This window comes from Pandoraea bronchicola, assembly GCF_902459805.1.
Lineage (GTDB): Bacteria > Pseudomonadota > Gammaproteobacteria > Burkholderiales > Burkholderiaceae > Pandoraea > Pandoraea bronchicola.
In genome coordinates, this window is the sequence record NZ_CABPST010000010.1 from 143,670 (window position 1) to 161,002 (window position 17,333).

General features: G+C 61.7%; 15 protein-coding genes and 1 pseudogene. 12 read left to right on the plus strand and 4 right to left on the minus strand.

Features of this window, described 5'->3' with window-relative positions:
- The first annotated feature begins 9 nt into the window (after positions 1-9).
- On the plus strand, positions 10-645 hold the full coding sequence (rnhB, locus tag PBR20603_RS17800; RefSeq protein ID WP_174977967.1) for a ribonuclease HII: 636 nt from the start codon (positions 10-12) through the stop codon (positions 643-645).
- A complete protein-coding gene (locus tag PBR20603_RS17805; protein ID WP_150560830.1) occupies positions 642-1,421 on the plus strand; it encodes a TrmH family RNA methyltransferase in 780 nt (259 codons plus the stop codon). The genes rnhB and PBR20603_RS17805 overlap by 4 nt, the downstream gene beginning before the upstream one ends.
- A gap of 96 nt (positions 1,422-1,517) precedes the next feature.
- Here the strand turns inward: PBR20603_RS17805 and ppsR are convergent, their stop codons facing one another.
- Positions 1,518-2,396, minus strand: a complete 879-nt coding sequence (gene ppsR, locus PBR20603_RS17810) for a posphoenolpyruvate synthetase regulatory kinase/phosphorylase PpsR (protein ID WP_150560831.1) — start codon at positions 2,394-2,396, stop codon at positions 1,518-1,520.
- Between the two features lie 265 nt (positions 2,397-2,661).
- Between ppsR and ppsA the strand changes: the two genes are divergently transcribed.
- From ppsA to PBR20603_RS17825, 3 genes are all read left to right on the plus strand, one after another.
- On the plus strand, positions 2,662-5,052 hold the full coding sequence (gene ppsA, locus PBR20603_RS17815; RefSeq protein WP_150560832.1) for a phosphoenolpyruvate synthase: 2,391 nt from the start codon (positions 2,662-2,664) through the stop codon (positions 5,050-5,052).
- A gap of 157 nt (positions 5,053-5,209) precedes the next feature.
- Positions 5,210-5,644, plus strand: a complete 435-nt coding sequence (locus PBR20603_RS17820; RefSeq protein WP_150560833.1) for an NfeD family protein — start codon at positions 5,210-5,212, stop codon at positions 5,642-5,644.
- A gap of 193 nt (positions 5,645-5,837) precedes the next feature.
- Complete coding sequence (locus tag PBR20603_RS17825) at positions 5,838-6,821, plus strand: SPFH domain-containing protein (RefSeq protein WP_150560834.1); 984 nt, start codon at positions 5,838-5,840, stop codon at positions 6,819-6,821.
- A 99-nt stretch (positions 6,822-6,920) separates the two neighbouring features.
- On the opposite strand, the pseudogene smpB reads toward PBR20603_RS17825, so the two are convergent.
- A pseudogene (gene smpB, locus PBR20603_RS17830) lies at positions 6,921-7,370 on the minus strand (SsrA-binding protein SmpB); the annotation flags it as partial.
- 156 nt (positions 7,371-7,526) lie between these two features.
- On the opposite strand from smpB, the gene PBR20603_RS17835 reads away from it, so the two are divergent.
- Both PBR20603_RS17835 and PBR20603_RS17840 read left to right on the plus strand, forming a co-directional pair.
- On the plus strand, positions 7,527-7,961 hold the full coding sequence (locus tag PBR20603_RS17835) for a type II toxin-antitoxin system RatA family toxin (RefSeq protein ID WP_150560836.1): 435 nt from the start codon (positions 7,527-7,529) through the stop codon (positions 7,959-7,961).
- Positions 7,951-8,286, plus strand: coding sequence for an RnfH family protein (locus tag PBR20603_RS17840; RefSeq protein WP_150560837.1), 336 nt, complete (start codon positions 7,951-7,953; stop codon positions 8,284-8,286). The genes PBR20603_RS17835 and PBR20603_RS17840 overlap by 11 nt, the downstream gene beginning before the upstream one ends.
- A gap of 31 nt (positions 8,287-8,317) precedes the next feature.
- Here PBR20603_RS17840 and PBR20603_RS17845 read toward each other — a convergent pair whose 3' ends face one another.
- Positions 8,318-9,247 (minus strand): DMT family transporter, encoded by a 930-nt coding sequence (locus PBR20603_RS17845; RefSeq protein WP_150560838.1) that lies wholly within the window; start codon positions 9,245-9,247, stop codon positions 8,318-8,320.
- Between PBR20603_RS17845 and PBR20603_RS17850 the strand changes: the two genes are divergently transcribed.
- The 4 genes from PBR20603_RS17850 to guaA are packed head-to-tail and all read left to right on the plus strand — an operon-like array spanning position 9,246 to position 13,248.
- Positions 9,246-9,503 (plus strand): hypothetical protein, encoded by a 258-nt coding sequence (locus PBR20603_RS17850; protein WP_150560839.1) that lies wholly within the window; start codon positions 9,246-9,248, stop codon positions 9,501-9,503. The genes PBR20603_RS17845 and PBR20603_RS17850 overlap by 2 nt on opposite strands.
- Before the next feature lie 27 nt (positions 9,504-9,530).
- The gene (gene guaB, locus PBR20603_RS17855; RefSeq protein ID WP_150560840.1) at positions 9,531-10,991 is read left to right on the plus strand and encodes an IMP dehydrogenase; all 1,461 of its coding nucleotides are present in this window, start codon (positions 9,531-9,533) and stop codon (positions 10,989-10,991) included.
- 6 nt (positions 10,992-10,997) lie between these two features.
- Positions 10,998-11,690 (plus strand): hypothetical protein, encoded by a 693-nt coding sequence (locus PBR20603_RS17860; protein ID WP_150560841.1) that lies wholly within the window; start codon positions 10,998-11,000, stop codon positions 11,688-11,690.
- Positions 11,665-13,248 carry a glutamine-hydrolyzing GMP synthase gene (guaA, locus tag PBR20603_RS17865; protein WP_150560842.1) on the plus strand — a complete coding sequence of 528 codons (1,584 nt, stop codon included), beginning with the start codon at positions 11,665-11,667 and terminating at the stop codon, positions 13,246-13,248. The genes PBR20603_RS17860 and guaA overlap by 26 nt, the downstream gene beginning before the upstream one ends.
- A 708-nt stretch (positions 13,249-13,956) precedes the next feature.
- On the opposite strand, the gene PBR20603_RS17880 is transcribed toward guaA, so the two are convergent.
- A complete protein-coding gene (locus PBR20603_RS17880; RefSeq protein WP_217425976.1) occupies positions 13,957-15,471 on the minus strand; it encodes a DHA2 family efflux MFS transporter permease subunit in 1,515 nt (504 codons plus the stop codon).
- Between the two features lie 293 nt (positions 15,472-15,764).
- Between PBR20603_RS17880 and PBR20603_RS17885 the strand changes: the two genes are divergently transcribed.
- Positions 15,765-17,318 carry a hypothetical protein gene (locus PBR20603_RS17885; RefSeq protein ID WP_150560843.1) on the plus strand — a complete coding sequence of 518 codons (1,554 nt, stop codon included), beginning with the start codon at positions 15,765-15,767 and terminating at the stop codon, positions 17,316-17,318.
- Positions 17,319-17,333 lie beyond the last annotated feature (15 nt).

Genomic DNA, 17,333 nt, shown 5'->3' on the forward strand with positions numbered 1-17,333 from the left:
TTGCCGCAAATGGCGCTGGATCTGTTTGCCGACGTGGCTGCCGATCTGACCTGCGGCGTGGATGAGGTGGGGCGTGGACCGCTCGCCGGGCCTGTCGTGACGGCAGCCGTCATTCTCGATCCGTCGCGCCCGATCAAGGGGTTGGCCGATTCGAAGAAGCTCACGGCGCAGCGCCGTGAGGCGCTCTACGAGGAAATTGTCGAACGCGCTCTCGCGTATTGCATTGCCGAGGCGAGCGTGGCAGAGATCGATTCCCTGAATATCCTGCATGCCACGATGCTCGCGATGCAGCGCGCCGTGATGGGGCTGTCGCGGGTGCCCACGCTGGCGCTCATTGACGGCAATCGCTGTCCGGCGCTGCCGATGCGTGCCGAAGCCGTTGTTCAGGGCGACGATAAGGTGCCTGCGATTTCGGCGGCGTCGATTCTGGCGAAAGTCACGCGCGACCGTCAGTTGGTCGCCCTGCACGAAGCCTTCCCGCAGTATGGTTTCGACGAGCACGTCGGCTATGGCACGCCACGCCATCTGGAGGCGCTGCGTCTGCACGGACCGAGCCCGCATCATCGTCAGTCGTTCGCGCCGGTGCGCGAGGCGTTTGAAGTCTTCGGCGCGCTCACGGTCTCTCGCATGGCTCGCTCGTCATGAAGCTCATCAGTTCCAAGGACAATCCGTTCTACAAGCGTCTGAAGCAGTTGGCGCAGTCCAATCAGCAGCGACGCAAGCTCGGCCAGACGTTGCTCGAGGGCGTGCATCTGGCCGACGCTTATCTCGATGTGCTGGGGCAGCCGCTCGTTTGTGTGGCGGGGGAATCGGCGCTTGAGAACGACGAAGTCGCACAGATTTGGGCAAGAGTGGACGCCGAGCGCCGCGTAGGTTTGCCGCAGGCGCTGTTCGAGCCGCTATCGACGCTCGTCAACGGCGTACCGCTGCTGTTCGTCGTGGAGATGCCGTCCGGGCATCTGCCGGCGTCGCAAACGACGGACTGCGTCATCCTCGACGCCGTGCAGGACGCGGGTAATGTCGGCTCGATTCTCCGGAGCGCGGCGGCGGCGGGGGTGCGAGACGTGTATTGCATGTCGGGCACCGCGCTGGCGTGGTCGAGCAAAGTGCTGCGTGCCGGCATGGGGGCACATTTCTCGCTGAATATCGTGGAGCATTGCACGCCGGATTCGCTCGCGCCGCGTCTGTCGGTGCCGCTGCTGGCGACGAGTCTGCAGGCGAACACCTCGCTGTACGAGCAGGATCTGCGCGCGCCCGTGGCATGGGTCTTCGGTAACGAAGGTGCCGGCGTGTCGCCACACTGGCTCGAACGCGTGCAGACGCCGATTCGCATTCCCCAGCCGGGCGGCATGGAGTCGCTCAACGTGGCCGCTTGCGCCGCCATCTGCCTGTTCGAAGCGGTGCGTCAACGACTCTCCTGAACCGGCTCGCAACGGCGGGTGATGCCAACAAGAAGGGACGCTCGTGGCGTCCCTTTTTGTCTTCGGCACAGCCGCAACGTGTGCGGCGGAAAGACGTCAGTAGACGTCGCGCTCCAGTTTGATTTCCTGCAGGATGGTCGTGGCGATTTCTTCGATCGACTTGTGCGTCGACGACAGCCATTTGATGCCTTCGCGGCGCATCATGGCCTCGGCCTCGTTGACCTCGTAGCGGCAGTTTTCGAGCGACGCATACTTGCTGCCCGGACGACGCTCGTTGCGAATCTCCGAGAGGCGTTGCGGATCGATGGACAGCCCGAAGATCTTGTCCTTGTACTGGTCGAGCGTGGAGGGCAGCCTTTCCCGCTCAAAGTCTTCCGGAATTAACGGGTAGTTCGCCGCCTTTACGCCGTACTGCATGGCGAGATAGAGCGTCGTCGGTGTCTTGCCGCTGCGCGATACGCCCACGAGGATCACGTCGGCACTTTGCAGATTCTTGTTGGACTGGCCGTCGTCGTGGGCGAGCGAGAAGTTCACCGCCTCGATGCGGTTCTTGTACGCTTCGCTATCGGCGTTCTGGTGGACGCGGCCGATGGCATGCATCGACTTGAGGCCCAATTCCAGTTCCAGCGGTTCGATGAACGTCTGGAACATGTCGAGAATCACGCCCTGGCAATTGCGCAGGATCTCGTTGGCCCGCGCATCGACGAGCGTACTGAAAATGATCGGGCGGACATTCTCCGTCCGATACATTTCATTGATCCGCTGTGCCGTTTCATAGGCTTTATCGACGGAATCCACGAACGGAACGCGAATCTGACGGAAACGCATCTCGAATTGCGCGAGGATCGAATGCGCGAACGTTTCGGCGGTAATCCCGGTGCCATCGGACACGATGAAGACCGGGCGTGCAGCAACCGGTTTGGCCGATGCGGCAAGGGGCGTAGGGGAATTTCCGGTGGTCGGGGAGTCGCTCATGCGCAGAATCGCAAAATGGTGCATTGCACGGTAGAATAGCGGCAACTTGTTGGATAAGCAATTGCGCAACGATCACGTGCCGTACGGCCTCAGGCCCGTCTGGCGGGGCGCAGCGGGAAATTCCGATGGTGAGTTGCAGGTCGTCGGGTGCTAGCCCCTGGTTCTCGACGCTGCCCAGACGCGATTTCTTATCCAACAGGTCGATCGGCCTATGTCAGTCCCAGCCGATCCTCCGAGAATTTTTTTTCTTACCTTAGGGGCTTTTATGACTAACGCAGCACACGACGGCGCCTACGTGGTGCCGTTTGAGCATCTGCGCATGACCGACGTTGAGTCGGTCGGCGGCAAGAATGCATCGCTTGGTGAAATGATCAGCCAACTGGCCGGCGCCGGCGTGCGCGTGCCGGGTGGTTTCGCCACGACGTCTTTCGCATTTCGCGAGTTCCTCCAGCACAACAATCTGACCGAGCGCGTTGCCCAGCGCCTCGAGGGTCTGGACGTGGATAACGTCAAGGCGCTCGCGCAAGCCGGCGCCGAAATCCGTCAATGGATTGTCGACGCACCGTTGCAGCCGCAACTCGAAAAAGACATCCGCGAGCAGTTCGCACGCCTCACGGCTGACCAGCCGGATGCGTCGTTTGCCGTGCGTTCGTCGGCAACCGCCGAAGATCTGCCGGACGCCTCGTTCGCCGGTCAGCAGGAAAGCTATCTGAACGTGGTCGGTATCGAAGACGTGCTCGACCGCATGAAGCACGTGTTCGCCTCGCTGTACAACGACCGTGCCATCTCGTACCGCGTTCACAAGGGCTTCACGCACGCCGAAGTGGCGTTGTCGGCCGGTGTGCAGCGCATGGTCCGCTCGGACTGCGGCGCGTCGGGCGTGATGTTCACGATCGATACGGAGTCGGGTTTCCAGGACGTCGTCTTCATCACGGCCAGCTACGGCCTGGGTGAGACGGTCGTGCAGGGCGCCGTGAACCCGGACGAGTTCTACGTTTTCAAGCCGACGCTCAAGGCGGGCAAGTACCCGGTCATTCGCCGCACGCTTGGCTCGAAGCTCATCAAGATGGAATTCACGCAACCGGGCGAGCCGGGCCGCGTGAAGACCGTCGATGTGCCGATGGAGCTGCGTAACCGCTACTCGATCACCGACGAGGATTGCGTCGAGCTGGCCAAGTTCGCACTGATCATCGAAAAGCACTACGGTCGTCCGATGGACATCGAGTGGGGCAAAGACGGCAAGGATGGCAAGATCTACATCCTGCAGGCACGTCCGGAAACGGTGAAGAGCCAGGCAGCCGGCAAGGTTGAGCAACGCTTCAAGCTCAAGGGCGATGCGCCGGTGCTGGCGACGGGCCGCGCTATCGGTCAGAAGATCGGTGCAGGTCCGGTTCGCGTGATCATGGATCCGAGCGAGATGGAGCGTGTGCAGCCGGGCGACGTGCTGGTGGCGGACATGACCGACCCGAACTGGGAGCCGGTGATGAAGCGCGCTTCGGCCATCGTGACCAACCGTGGCGGACGTACCTGCCACGCGGCGATCATTGCGCGTGAGCTGGGCGTGCCGGCGGTGGTGGGATGCGGTGACGCGACCGACGTGCTCAAGGATGGCGCGCTCGTGACCGTCTCCTGTGCCGAGGGCGACGAGGGCAAGATTTACGATGGTCTGCTCGAGACCGAAATCACCGAGATCCAGCGCGGCGAAATGCCGAAGATCCCGGTGAAGATCATGATGAACGTGGGCAACCCGCAGCTTGCCTTCGACTTCGCGCAACTGCCGAACGAAGGGGTGGGGCTGGCGCGTCTGGAATTCATCATCAACAACAACATCGGTGTGCATCCGCGCGCGATTCTCGAATACCCGAACATCGACGCCGACCTGAAGAAGGCCGTCGAATCGGTAGCGCGTGGTCATGCATCGCCGCGTGCGTTCTACGTCGACAAGCTGGCCGAAGGCATCGCCACGATCGCCGCTGCCTTCTATCCGAAGAGCGTGATCGTGCGTCTGTCGGACTTCAAGTCCAACGAGTACAAGAAGCTCATTGGCGGTTCGCGTTACGAGCCGGACGAAGAAAACCCGATGCTGGGTTTCCGCGGCGCTTCGCGTTATATCTCGGAAGACTTCGCCGAAGCGTTCGAAATGGAGTGCCGTGCACTCAAGCGCGTGCGTGACGAGATGGGTCTGACCAACGTCGAGATCATGGTGCCGTTCGTGCGTACGCTGGGCCAGGCTGAGCGTGTGGTCAACATGCTGGCTGACTACGGTCTGAAGCGTGGCGAGAATGGTCTGAAGCTGGTGATGATGTGCGAAGTGCCGTCGAACGCCATTCTGGCTGACGAGTTCCTCGAGTTCTTCGACGGTTTCTCGATCGGTTCGAACGATCTGACGCAGCTCACGCTGGGCCTGGACCGCGATTCGGGCATGGAACTGCTGGCCAAGGACTTCGACGAACGCGACCCGGCAGTGAAGTTCATGCTGAGCCGCGCGATCAAGGCTTGCCTGTCCAAGGGCAAGTACGTCGGCATCTGCGGTCAGGGTCCGTCGGACCATCCGGATCTGGCCGAGTGGCTGGCGAAGGAAGGCATCGCGTCGATGTCGCTCAACCCGGATACGGTCATCGAAACGTGGCAGCAACTCGCCAAGCTGGCGAAGTAATCGTCACGATAACGACCTGAATTGGGAGGCGTCCGAGCGGCATCTCGGACGCAACTGAAAGGCTGGCCGAATCCCTTCGGATGCGCACGCTGATTGGTTGGTTTCGTGCTATAAACCCCGGTAATACACCGGGGTTTTTTTGCGTCTGGGAGTTACGATGGAGCAGGCTTGGCTTTGGTTCGGCGTTGCCGGATTGACCGTGGTGCTGGAGCTGGCAAGCGGAACGTTCTATCTCTTGATGGTGGCGCTCGGCATGACGGCTGGCGGCATTGCGGCGGTGCTGGGTATCGACTGGCCGTTGCAGTTGGTCATTGCTGCCGTGGTGGCGGGCGTGGCTGTCTGGTCACTGCGTCGCAGCCGCTTTGGTCACCGGCGCATCAAGGTCGATGCGGCAGCGGACCCCAACACCAATCTCGACATCGGGCAGCAACTGCACATCGAGACGTGGCAGGCCGACGGTCGCGCGCGGGCGATGTATCGCGGCGCCGAGTGGGATGTCGAGCTAATGCCCGGTGAGGCTGCCGCCGCAGGCTGGTTCGTCATCCGAGAGGTGCGTGGCAGCCGATTGTTCGTCGCGCACGTCGTGGTGTGAGCGTCGGCCGGTTTGAGTCCGCGAATTCATGAGGCCGTGCGAGCGTAGGAACCGTCTCGTTACCTAATAGGGGATAGCCCGTTTTCGGGCTTGCACGCCGCATCCGGTCTGTGTTCCGTTACGATGCATGGGCCCGCCATTGCGGGGGACGGGGAACCAGCCCGCCGTCATGGCGGGCGCTTCAGGGGGAAACATGTTCGATATATCCAACGTCGCCTTCATTCTTTTCATCATCGCCGTGATCGTCGCGGCACGCTCGATCAAGATCGTGCCGCAGCAGCACGCCTGGGTGATCGAGCGTCTCGGTAAGTACCATGCGACGCTCACGCCGGGGCTTTCGATCGTCGTGCCATTTGTGGATCGTGTGGCCTACAAGCATTTGCTCAAGGAAGTGCCGCTCGATGTCCCGAGCCAGGTTTGTATCACCAAGGACAACACGCAGTTGCAGGTCGACGGGATTCTCTACTTCCAGGTGACGGATCCGATGAAGGCGTCGTACGGTTCGAGCAACTACATCGTGGCGATCACGCAACTCGCGCAAACGACGCTGCGTAGCGTGGTCGGCAAGCTCGAACTCGATAAGACGTTCGAGGAGCGCGAGTTCATCAACCATAGCGTGGTGAATGCGCTCGACGAGGCGGCATCGAATTGGGGGGTGAAGGTGCTGCGTTACGAGATCAAGGATCTCACGCCGCCGAAGGAAATTCTGCATGCCATGCAGGCACAGATCACGGCGGAGCGCGAGAAGCGTGCGCTGATCGCGGCGTCGGAAGGCAAGAAGCAGGAGCAGATCAACCTGGCGTCGGGGGCGCGCGAAGCTGCGATTCAAAAGTCTGAAGGCGAGCGTCAGGCGGCGATCAATCAGGCGCAGGGCGAGGCGTCGGCGATTCTGGCGGTTGCGGAGGCAAATGCCGAGGCCATCCACAAGATTGCGACGGCGATTCAGACGCAGGGCGGCATGGAGGCGGTCAACCTCAAGGTGGCCGAGCAGTATGTCGACGCGTTCAGCAAGATCGCAAGAACGAACAACACGCTGATCGTGCCGGGCAATCTGACGGATTTGAGTGGCATGATTGCATCGGCGCTCAAGATCGTGCGCGGTACGGAAGGCGGGTCGATCGCTGGAGGTGATGGGGGTGGGGTTGGTGGTTTCGGCAATTCGAGTCCCCGGCGCTAATTCGCCTCAGCCATGAAAAACGGCCCATGCGGGCCGTTTTCTTTTGTGGTTGGCGAATGTGTTGGCTGTAACGCGCGCGCCATGCCGATGCGGCGTCTCTCAAGTGGGCGTGCGCATCAAGCGTGCCTTTTCACGATCCCAATCGCGCTTCTTTTCCGTCTCGCGCTTGTCGTGAAGTTTCTTGCCCTTGGCCAGCCCGATCTCGCATTTCACCAGACCTTTGCTGTAGTGCAGATTGAGCGGGACGAGCGTGTAGCCGCGTTGCTCCACCTTGCCGATGAGCTTCTTGATTTCGTCGGCTTTCAGCAGGAGCTTACGGGTGCGCACGGGGTCAGGCTTGATGTGCGTCGATGCGGTCTGCAGCGGGCTGATGTGCGTGCCGATCAGGAAGATCTCGCCGTGTTTGATAACGACATATCCTTCCTTGATCTGCGCCCGCCCGGCGCGAATTGCCTTGACTTCCCACCCCTCGAGCGCGATCCCGGCTTCGTATCGCTCCTCGATGAAGTAGTCGAAGAAGGCTTTCTTGTTGTCAATGATGCTCATGGATCCTTGGCGGGTAACTTGGTCGGACCCGGTGAGTCGGGCTCGGGTAAAATAGCGATTTTAACAAAGAGTCTCGGCAAGAGGCGGCTTGCGACGCGTGGCGACCGATGCAGCATCGATCGCAGACACGTGACGTGAGCACACCTTGCCCGACAGACGATGGCCGAAGTCAGTAAAACCGTTCTCGTGCATTTCTCCGATGAGCAGATGTACGATCTGGTGACCAATGTCGCCGATTACCCCAAATTCCTGCCTTGGTGCGGCGGTGTCGAGATTCGGCATCAGGACGAGCACAGCATGGAGGCATCGCTGATCATCGACTTCAAGGGCCTGAAGCACTCGTTCGCGACACGCAATATCCAGGAGCGTCCGCACTCCATTCAGATGACGTTCGTCGAAGGGCCTTTCAAGCGTTTTCATGGCACCTGGAAATTCACGGCGCTGCGCGAGAATGCCTGCAAGATCGAGTTCGGCCTTCACTACGAATTTGCGAATTTTCTGCTCGAGAAGGTCATCGGCCCGGTGTTCAGCCATATCGCCAATACGTTCGTCGACGCTTTCGTCAAACGCGCGGAGGCGGTGTATGTCGAGTGAGCTGAATGTCGAAGTCTGCTACGCGCTGCCTGATGAGCAGACGATTATCCCGGTAACGTTGCCGCAAGGCGCCACGATGCGTGACGCGATTGAGCGCAGTGGGGTGCTGCAACGCTTCCCTGAGCTGGATCTCGCGCGCGTGAAGGCAGGGGTCTTCGGTAAAGTGCGCGCGCTCGACGCCGCGGTGGAGGCGGGCGATCGCGTCGAGATCTACCGGGGGCTTAAGGCCGATCCGAAGCTGGCGCGCCAGCGACGCGTCGAGAAAGTGCGTAACGAAGGAAGCCGGGAAGGGCAGAAGTGGCTGGGGAGCCGTCGCGGGAGCTAGGCCGCTTGACGTACCCCCGGTCCTGCGCCGGTCAGTGCGTCGATCCCCGCGAATGCAGCCGTACCGACGCGCTCACGCCCGCAAGCAGCAACGCGATGGCGGCGAGTTCCAGCAGGCGCGGCACGCGTTGTTCGTAAATGAAGCCGTAGACCAGCGCGAACAGCGTTTCAAACACGATCATTTGGCCCGACAGCGTCAGCGGCAGCCGCCGGCTCGCCGCATTCCAGAACGCGTTGCCGATCGTCGAGGCGCCAATCGCCACGGCGATATTGACCATCAAAAACATCTGCCAGTCACGAGGCGCGCCGGCCGCGACAGGATGCGGCAGCAGCACGGCCGGGACGGCCAGCGCGAGCGCCAGAGCGCCAGTGGCGACGCCCGTGAGCAACGACCACTCCTGACTCGTGAAATGCCCGAATCGCGCCAGATAGCGGGCATTGGCCACCGCATACCACGTCCAGCTCACGAGGGCGCCGACGGCACAGGCGATGCCGGCGAGCGTCAGCCGCCAGTCTCCGCCGCTCGCCGAAGCGTGCGCGAACACGTCGACGTTGATGCAGACGATGCCCGCTGCCACGAGCGCCAACGGACCCGCCAGCCGGGACAGGGGGATGGCGCCGTGGTCGCGGCTGCCGACCAGTGTGACCGTCACGGGCAGCACGCCGACGATCAGCGACGCCGGGGCAATGCCGGCCATCTGCACTGCGCCGGCGAGAAACAGGTAGTAGATGAGGTTGCCGACCAGACTCAGCCGGAACAATGCGCGCCAGTCATGGCCCGTGACGGAATGCCGCAGGCGCGCCCAGAGCGGGGCGAGCAGCATGGCGGACACCAGTCCGTAAAGCACGTAGCGGGCTGCCGACAGTTCCAGCGGCGAGAAGCCCGGCAGCAGGCGAGGCGCCAGAAAGACCAGTCCCCACAATGCGCCAGCCGCCAGTCCGAAAGAAATGCCTTGCCCCATGAAATTCGTGCCCGTGGTTCGTGATATCGAGATGTCGGTGTTCTGTGCCGCCAGTGCGCCGGTTGTGCCGGTCGGGGCGGTGCAGGAAGGGCGCAAGAATAGCATGGGGCCGATGCGCGTCTATTGTGAAATCCGGCGGTCGGCGGGGCGGGACGTTGGCCAAAATCGGACTGACGCGTATCTGAGCCGTCTCTCGGGGAAAAAGCCCCTTGACATGTGGGGCGGACGTTCCATGCAACTCGCGATTTCTGTATAATTCGGTTTTGCGCCTATAGGATTTGCCATGCGTCTGATCCAAAAAGCACTCACTTTCGATGACGTGCTCCTCGTCCCGGCGTACTCCGCCGTTCTCCCGCGCGACGCCAAGCTGAAAACCAAGCTCACGCGCAACATCACCCTGCAAATGCCTTTGCTGTCGGCCGCCATGGATACGGTGACCGAAGCGCGTCTGGCCATTGCCATGGCGCAGCAGGGTGGTATCGGCATTATTCACAAGAATTTGAAGCCGGCCGAGCAGGCGCGGGAAGTCTCGAAGGTCAAGCGATTTGAGTCGGGCGTTCTGCGTGACCCGATCACGATTCCGCCGCACATGAAGGTTCGCGACGTGATCGCACTGTCGCGCCAGCATGGCATTTCCGGTTTCCCGGTCGTCGAGGGCGCGCAGCTCATCGGTATCGTGACCAACCGCGACCTGCGTTTCGAGAGCCGCCTGGACGAGCCGGTGCGCGCGATCATGACGCCGAAGGAAAAGCTCATCACGGTGCGTGAAGGGGCTTCGCCGGCCGACGCCGAGCAATTGATGCACAGCCACCGCCTGGAGCGCGTGCTGGTCGTCAACGATGCCTTTGAACTGCGCGGCCTGATGACCGTGAAGGACATCATGAAGGCGACCGAGCACCCGCTCGCGAGCAAGGACGAGCACGGCAAGCTGCGCGTTGGCGCGGCGGTCGGTGTGGGCCCGGACAATGAAGAGCGCGTTGAGTTGCTGGTGGCTGCCGGCGTCGACGTGATCGTGGTGGACACGGCTCATGGCCATAGCCAGGGCGTGCTCGACCGCGTGCAGTGGGTCAAGAAGCATTTCCCGCAGATCGAAGTGGTCGGTGGCAACATCGCGACGGCAGGTGCAGCGCGCGCACTGATGGAACATGGTGCAGATGCGGTCAAGGTCGGTATCGGCCCGGGCTCGATTTGCACGACGCGTATCGTGGCCGGTGTCGGCGTGCCGCAGATCACGGCAATCGCCAATGTGGCCGAAGCCCTCGAGGGTACCGGCATTCCGCTGATTGCTGATGGTGGCATTCGCTACTCGGGCGACATCGCCAAGGCGTTGGCGGCTGGTGCGCATACTGTGATGATGGGCAGCATGTTCTCCGGCACGGAAGAAGCGCCGGGCGAAGTGTTCCTGTATCAGGGGCGTTCGTACAAGAGCTACCGCGGCATGGGTTCGGTGGGCGCGATGAAGGACGGTGCTGCTGACCGTTACTTCCAGGATCCAGCCAATAACGCCGACAAGTTGGTGCCGGAGGGTATTGAAGGCCGTGTGGCTTACAAGGGCAGCGTGAACGCCATTCTCCATCAACTGACGGGGGGTATCCGTTCGTCGATGGGGTATCTGGGTTGCCGGTCGATCGAAGAGCTGCACAAGAACGCCGAGTTTGTCGAAATCACGTCTGCGGGCATGCGCGAATCGCACGTGCACGACGTCCAGATCATGAAGGAAGCCCCCAACTACCACGTGGAGTAATTGCCCATGAAGGCCATGTTGCGTACGGTACTGTTCCTCGATGCGGCGCTGAATCTGGCACTTGGTGTGCTGCTGATCGCGTCGTTCTGGTCATCGCTGTACGCGGCCATTGAGGTGCCCGCGCCATCGCCTGTGCTCTATGCGCAGGCGCTCGGTGTGGCCTTCATTGGCGTGGCCTGGCTGCAATGGCACGCCACCGTGAATGGCCAGTTGAGTGCGACCGTCGCGAAAGTGACGGGGCATATCAACTGGGTAACCGGTGCGCTTGTGCTGGGCTGGCTGATCTCCGGCCAACTGGCGGTGACGGGCGGTGGCAAGTTGTTGATGCCAGCGCTGGGTGCTGTCCTGTTGGTGGTGGGCGCCATTCTCGTCAAGCTGGCGTCGAGCGTGCGCACGAAAGAGCGCGTGCAGGCGGCGCAGCAGACGGGCGGGCGAGTGCGCGGCGGTGTTGTCAGCGACACCCGGCGCGACGCACCGTACGAATACTCCGATGCCCGGACCGTCGACGAGGTCCGCGGCACGCGCGCAGAGCCGCGTATGGAGACGCCTGGCGGCGGCTCCACCTCCGTCAACACTACGCCGGTCGCGCCTGTGGGCGCCACCGGCATTGTCACGCCCGTGCCTTCCGCCACGGCGCCGACGTCCAACGAATCCACTTCATCCGTACCTTACGATGCACGACAAAATCCTCATTCTTGACTTCGGCTCGCAAGTCACCCAGCTCATCGGACGCCGCGTTCGCGAAGCGCACGTCTACTGCGAGATTCACCCGAACGACGTTTCGGACGAGTTCATTCGCGAATTCAACCCGAAGGCCGTCATTCTGTCGGGTAGCCACGCGAGCACGTACGAGGATCAGGATCTGCGGGCCCCGCAGGCCGTCTGGGATCTGGGCGTGCCGGTGTTGGGTATTTGCTACGGCATGTTCGCGATGACGGTCCAACTGGGCGGTCAGGTCGAGGCGAGTAACCATCGCGAGTTCGGTTATGCCGAGGTGCGTGCGCATGGGCATACGCCGCTGCTCGAGGGGCTCGAGGATTTCCGTACGGCCGAAGGCCACGGCATGCTCAAGGTGTGGATGAGCCACGGCGACAAGGTCACGCAACTGCCCCCGGGCTTTGCGCTGATGGCGTCGACGCCGAACTGCCCGATTGCGGGCATGGCCGATGTGGCGCGTGGCTACTATGCGGTGCAGTTCCACCCCGAAGTCACGCATACGGTGAAGGGGCGCGAGTTGCTTGAGCGCTTCGTGCTGGAAATTGCCGAGGCGAAGCCGGACTGGATCATGCGCGACCACATTGACGAAGCGGTCAAGTCGATTCGCGAGCAGGTGGGCGACGAGGAAGTGATCCTGGGTCTGTCGGGCGGCGTGGATTCGAGCGTTGCAGCGGCGCTGATTCATCGCGCCATCGGCGATCAACTGACGTGCGTGTTCGTCGATCACGGTCTGCTGCGACTGAACGAAGGTCAGATGGTGATGGATATGTTCCGGGGGCGTCTGCACGCGAAGGTCGTGCATGTGGATGCTGCTGACCAGTTCATGGGTCATCTGAAGGGCGTGACCGATCCGGAGCAGAAGCGCAAGATCATCGGCCGTGAGTTCGTCGAAGTGTTCCAGGCGGAAGCGAAGAAGCTGAAGAACGCCAAGTGGCTGGCGCAGGGCACGATCTATCCGGACGTGATCGAGTCGGGCGGTGCGAAGACGAAGAAGGCGACGACGATCAAGAGCCACCACAACGTCGGTGGTCTGCCGGAGACGCTGGGTCTGAAGTTGCTTGAGCCGCTGCGCGATCTGTTCAAGGATGAGGTGCGCGAGCTGGGTGTGGCATTGGGTCTGCCGCATGACATGGTTTATCGTCACCCGTTCCCGGGGCCGGGTCTGGGCGTGCGTATTCTGGGTGAAGTGAAGCGCGAGTACGCCGATCTGCTGCGTCGCGCCGATGCGATCTTCATCGAAGAGCTGCGCAACACGGTCGAGCCGAACAGTGGCAAGACGTGGTACGAGCTGACGAGCCAGGCGTTCGCGGTGTTCCTGCCGGTCAAGAGCGTGGGCGTGATGGGCGACGGCCGTACGTATGAGTGGGTCGTGGCACTGCGCGCCGTGCAGACGCAAGACTTCATGACCGCACACTGGGCCCACCTGCCGCACGAACTGCTCGGCAAGGTTTCGAACCGCATCATCAATGAAGTTCGTGGTTTGAATCGCGTTGTTTATGACATCTCGGGCAAGCCGCCGGCGACGATTGAGTGGGAGTGAAATCCCGGCTGAATCAGGGGCTTAATCCACTCTTGCAGTCGCGCATTCGCTGATGTTGGGGTGATCCGCGACTGGGCTCTCGGTTCAGTTCGTCCGCTGTCTAGGCTCAAATTTGGACAGAATTTGGAAAAGAAACGGCTTGGCGATTGTCAGGCCGTTTCGCATTATTGAGCTTGTAGCGATGCTGCGGCGCCGGCCGAAACGACTCACGATGCCTCGTCCTCGAGGGGCGATTTGGACGCACGCCAAACCCCGGGTCGCCTCACCCACCTTTGTCCCCGGCGAGACCGTCCAGGACACTGCCCGCCAGTGCCTATCTCGCCGTTACCGACCTCGAACGCTTTTCACTCGCCAACTACGACGGATTGTCCCCGCTATCTCGGGTATCCGGGGGGAGGTCACAGATCACCCGGACTCGCGTGCTGTGGCGCAATGCCTATACGGAAACCGCTGTTCGCAACCGCACACGTAACAATCTCATCCTTCAAGCGCAGATCGCCACTTCGTTTTGATGGGCTGACTGTCGACGGTGCCGGCAGGGTTGCCGGGCGGAGGGGAGGCCCGGCAGATGTCGTCGATTGCGTGGTGTTCCGCACGCCCGACAAGGCGCGACTTCGCGCCTTGTCGGCGATGTGGACTGACAGTGCTGTTCCGAGTGCGCTGCCGGCACGCTGCACCACGTTCAGTCCACTTGTCGCACGAGCGATTTCATGCTTTCGTAATGTACTCAGCGCGGCGCTTGTTGCGGCCATCATCCTTCAACAAGAACGCCGCCGCGCATCCCGCAAGCACAACGACGCCGAGCGAGCAAAGAAAGGTGTGGCTGAACGCCAACCCCAGCCAGGCCGGCGCGGCGTGACCTGGCTCGACGAAGAAAGCAGGCCCTGCGAGGCCGCTTCCCTCAGACGCGAAGCTCGCTATATCGCGCGTGAGCACGACCGTCAGCAAAGCCGCGCCGAGGGCCCCGCTGGCGCACTGCAATACGTTAAAACCACTGGTGGCGCTCGCGATTTCCTGCTTACGCAGGGTACTCAGCGCCGCGCTGGTCACTGGCATCATCGTTGCGCCTTTGCCCAAGCCCAAGACGAAGAGCGCGAGCTCGATGACCCAGAGCGGCGTCGTGTTCTCTAGCGTGCTCAGCATCAAGACAGAGACTGCGATGCACGTGATGCCCACCAGAACAACCCTGCCCGCCGCGATCCGGTCCGTGAGGATGCTCGCGATTGGCATGGCCAATATCGCTCCCAGACCTTCTGCGGCAATCAACAGACCGGTGGCGAGTGGTGAATACCCACGCAACATCTGAAGATACAAGGGCACGAGCAGCGACAGCCCGAAGAACGCAGCACCCAGCAGGAAGCTGGTGAGTGCAGCCGCGCCGACAGTTGGGCGTACGAACAAGCGCACGTCGATGAGCGCGCCTTCGAAGCGCAGCGCGTGCACCACGAAGGTGATGATCATCACAGCGCCGAGCAGCACACATGCATCCGCACTGATCGAGGCCAGGCTCCCAATCGCCGTCGCCTTTGCCATGCCGTAGATGAAGATCGCCAATCCCGGAGAGAGCAGAAACAGGCCCCGCCAGTCCAGGGGGCGAGGGCTTTTCGGGTCATCGGTTGTGAGCACACGGTGAGCGGCATACAGCGCTATGGCGCCAATGGGCAGGTTAATGAAAAAGATCCAGCGCCAGGACACTGCATCGACCAGCCATCCGCCCAAGACCGGGCCCAGGACAGGGCCGATCACAACGGGTATGCCGACAATTCCCATCACCCGCCCCATGCGTCGCGGGCCCGCCGTCTGGCTTAGCAACGTCATGCCCGTGGGCAGAATCATGCCGCCACCCAGTCCTTGAAGCACACGAAACAGGATGAGCGCAGGCATCGACCACGCGATTCCCGACAGCGCGGAGCCAACCAGGAACAGAACGATAGAGAACATGAAAAGACGCTTGGTGCCAAAGCGATCGGCGGCCCAACCCGAGAGCGGGATGACTGCGGCGAGCGAGAGCATGTAGCCCGTCGATATCCACTGCACGGTCTCCAGTGGCGACTCGAACGCCTTCGTCAGCCCTTGGATAGCGACGTTGATGACGGTCGCATCGAGGGTAGACATCAAGGCACCCAGAACGAAGACGCCCATGACACGCAGCAGGTGCGGATCCAGCCTTTGCACTGAAGATGAGTTCAAGTCGCCGTCAGAAGAGTCCTGTGAGAGGTTCACGCAACGCCCACCATCTCGCGCGGCATCAACTCGCTCGTGGAGCCATCGGCATAGGACGCCAGTTTGCTTAATTGCTTCATGTCGTTTTCTAGGTGTGGGATATGCAGAAGCAGTGTTCCACACCCAGCAAGAAAATGAAGTCACAGCAGGTGACGGCGCTTGGATTACGCCAGAACACCCACGTTTCGCCGAATCTGTCACCTGATGTGACCTGCCCACCCGTGGCGCCGGCCACGCGCCTGGCAAAACGCAATAGAATGGGTCGGTTGGCAAGAAATAGGTGAGGGCAGAGTATGGCTCAAAGCGAGATCACACCCCTTTATCTGCAGGAAGAGCGCATCAACGCAGCGGTTTACGCTCTTCTGCAAAGCGAAACCTTTCGGCGTGCAACGCGCATGCGGCAGCTGCTGCAATACGTGGTTGCCGAAACCCTTGCGGGCCGCGGTGAGCGGTTGAAGCAGTTCAATATTGCCGTGGACGCATTCGGATATGGCAGCGATTTCGATCCGCAGATGCTGACCAGCGTGCGCACCGAAGCGTATCGACTTAGATCCCGGCTCGAATATTATTATCGAACCGAGGGCGCGACAGACCAAGTGAGAATCTCTCTTCCGAAGGGCGGATTCATGCCCATATTCGAGCTCAGGAGAGAGAATATTCCGGCGACTGAAGTGCGAGCGGTCGCACGCGCCGTATCCCCGGCCCGATTGTTGATCTTGCCCTTCTCCGGACTGAATATTGCCGACGCGGACATGCTGGTCGCTTTTCACGACGAGATCAGCCTGCATCTGGCCAACCTCCCCCTGGTGGCGTTGCTGTCGCGCAGCACGAGCTCGAAATTTGGGCAGCTAGGCGCCACCCTGCGGCAAGTCGCCAGTGAATCTGAGGCCGCCTACGTCATGGAAGGCAGCCTCTTTCGCCAGGACCGGACCTATCGGCTGATCCTGCGCATTATCGATCCGCAGCAGGACGTAATCGTCTGGTCGACGCGCCACGAACAGCGCGTCGAGGACATGATGGCATTCCAGCGACAGGTCGCCGGCGACGTGGCGGCGTCCGTTCGGTCGTGGCTCGAGGCCAGGCCGTCGTCGTTCGGGCTCGAGGATGCGATGGCGCCGCGCCAGGTGTTTCGCGACGACGTGCTGCTGCGCGAATACCTGCGCCTCGGTCACCTCACGTCCGGCAATACCGCCGAGGCGACCTCGATGTTCAACGAGGCCATCATGGCCAGCCCGGGCGAGGGCCTAACGCACACCGCGATGGCGCTGGGTCATCTCCAATCCGGGCGTCTCCAGGAGGCCTATAGGGCCGCCGAGCGCGGCGTCGAACTGGCGCCGCACTCAGCGCTCACCCATTCGTCGCTCGCCGCGATATACCTGCACATGCGTGACTTCGACGGCGCCATCATGTTCGCGCAGAAGTCGCTCGCCCTCGCCCCGGAGTTCGATGCCGTGAAGCTGCTGCTGGGTGACTGCTATCTACATGCAGGGTTTCACAAGACCGCGATCGCCCAATTGGAGGAAGCGCACCTCCTCATGCACGAACATCCCGCGGCACTGGCGCACCTCGGCTACGCGTATGCCCGCACAGGCCAACAAGGCGAGGCACGGCGCCTCCTGAACATGCTCCAGGATAGCGCCGACGTTGCGGGCGGTCCCAATGCCGCAGCGATGACCTTGATCCACACGGGCCTGGGCGAAGCGGAGCAGGCCTTCGAATGGATGAATCGCGCACTCATGTCCCGCCAGCACTCGCAGCAATTGTTGCTGCTCTCGTCGCCGGCCTATGACAGCCTTCGCGCATATCCCCGCTTTAGCGTGCTGGCCGACCGCGCACAACTGTCGTAGGGCGTCGCGGCCAGA

Excerpts from the sequence above, each read along its gene's own strand:
- rnhB (WP_174977967.1), top strand. The coding sequence starts at position 10 with ATGGCGCTGGATCTGTTTGCCGACGTGGCTGCCGATCTGACCTGCGGC.
- PBR20603_RS17805 (WP_150560830.1), top strand. The coding sequence starts at position 642 with ATGAAGCTCATCAGTTCCAAGGACAATCCGTTCTACAAGCGTCTGAAG.
- ppsR (WP_150560831.1), bottom strand. The coding sequence starts at position 2,396 with ATGAGCGACTCCCCGACCACCGGAAATTCCCCTACGCCCCTTGCCGCA.
- ppsA (WP_150560832.1), top strand. The coding sequence starts at position 2,662 with ATGACTAACGCAGCACACGACGGCGCCTACGTGGTGCCGTTTGAGCAT.
- PBR20603_RS17820 (WP_150560833.1), top strand. The coding sequence starts at position 5,210 with ATGGAGCAGGCTTGGCTTTGGTTCGGCGTTGCCGGATTGACCGTGGTG.
- PBR20603_RS17825 (WP_150560834.1), top strand. The coding sequence starts at position 5,838 with ATGTTCGATATATCCAACGTCGCCTTCATTCTTTTCATCATCGCCGTG.
- PBR20603_RS17835 (WP_150560836.1), top strand. The coding sequence starts at position 7,527 with ATGGCCGAAGTCAGTAAAACCGTTCTCGTGCATTTCTCCGATGAGCAG.
- PBR20603_RS17840 (WP_150560837.1), top strand. The coding sequence starts at position 7,951 with ATGTCGAGTGAGCTGAATGTCGAAGTCTGCTACGCGCTGCCTGATGAG.
- PBR20603_RS17850 (WP_150560839.1), top strand. The coding sequence starts at position 9,246 with ATGAAATTCGTGCCCGTGGTTCGTGATATCGAGATGTCGGTGTTCTGT.
- PBR20603_RS17845 (WP_150560838.1), bottom strand. The coding sequence starts at position 9,247 with ATGGGGCAAGGCATTTCTTTCGGACTGGCGGCTGGCGCATTGTGGGGA.
- guaB (WP_150560840.1), top strand. The coding sequence starts at position 9,531 with ATGCGTCTGATCCAAAAAGCACTCACTTTCGATGACGTGCTCCTCGTC.
- PBR20603_RS17860 (WP_150560841.1), top strand. The coding sequence starts at position 10,998 with ATGAAGGCCATGTTGCGTACGGTACTGTTCCTCGATGCGGCGCTGAAT.
- guaA (WP_150560842.1), top strand. The coding sequence starts at position 11,665 with ATGCACGACAAAATCCTCATTCTTGACTTCGGCTCGCAAGTCACCCAG.
- PBR20603_RS17885 (WP_150560843.1), top strand. The coding sequence starts at position 15,765 with ATGGCTCAAAGCGAGATCACACCCCTTTATCTGCAGGAAGAGCGCATC.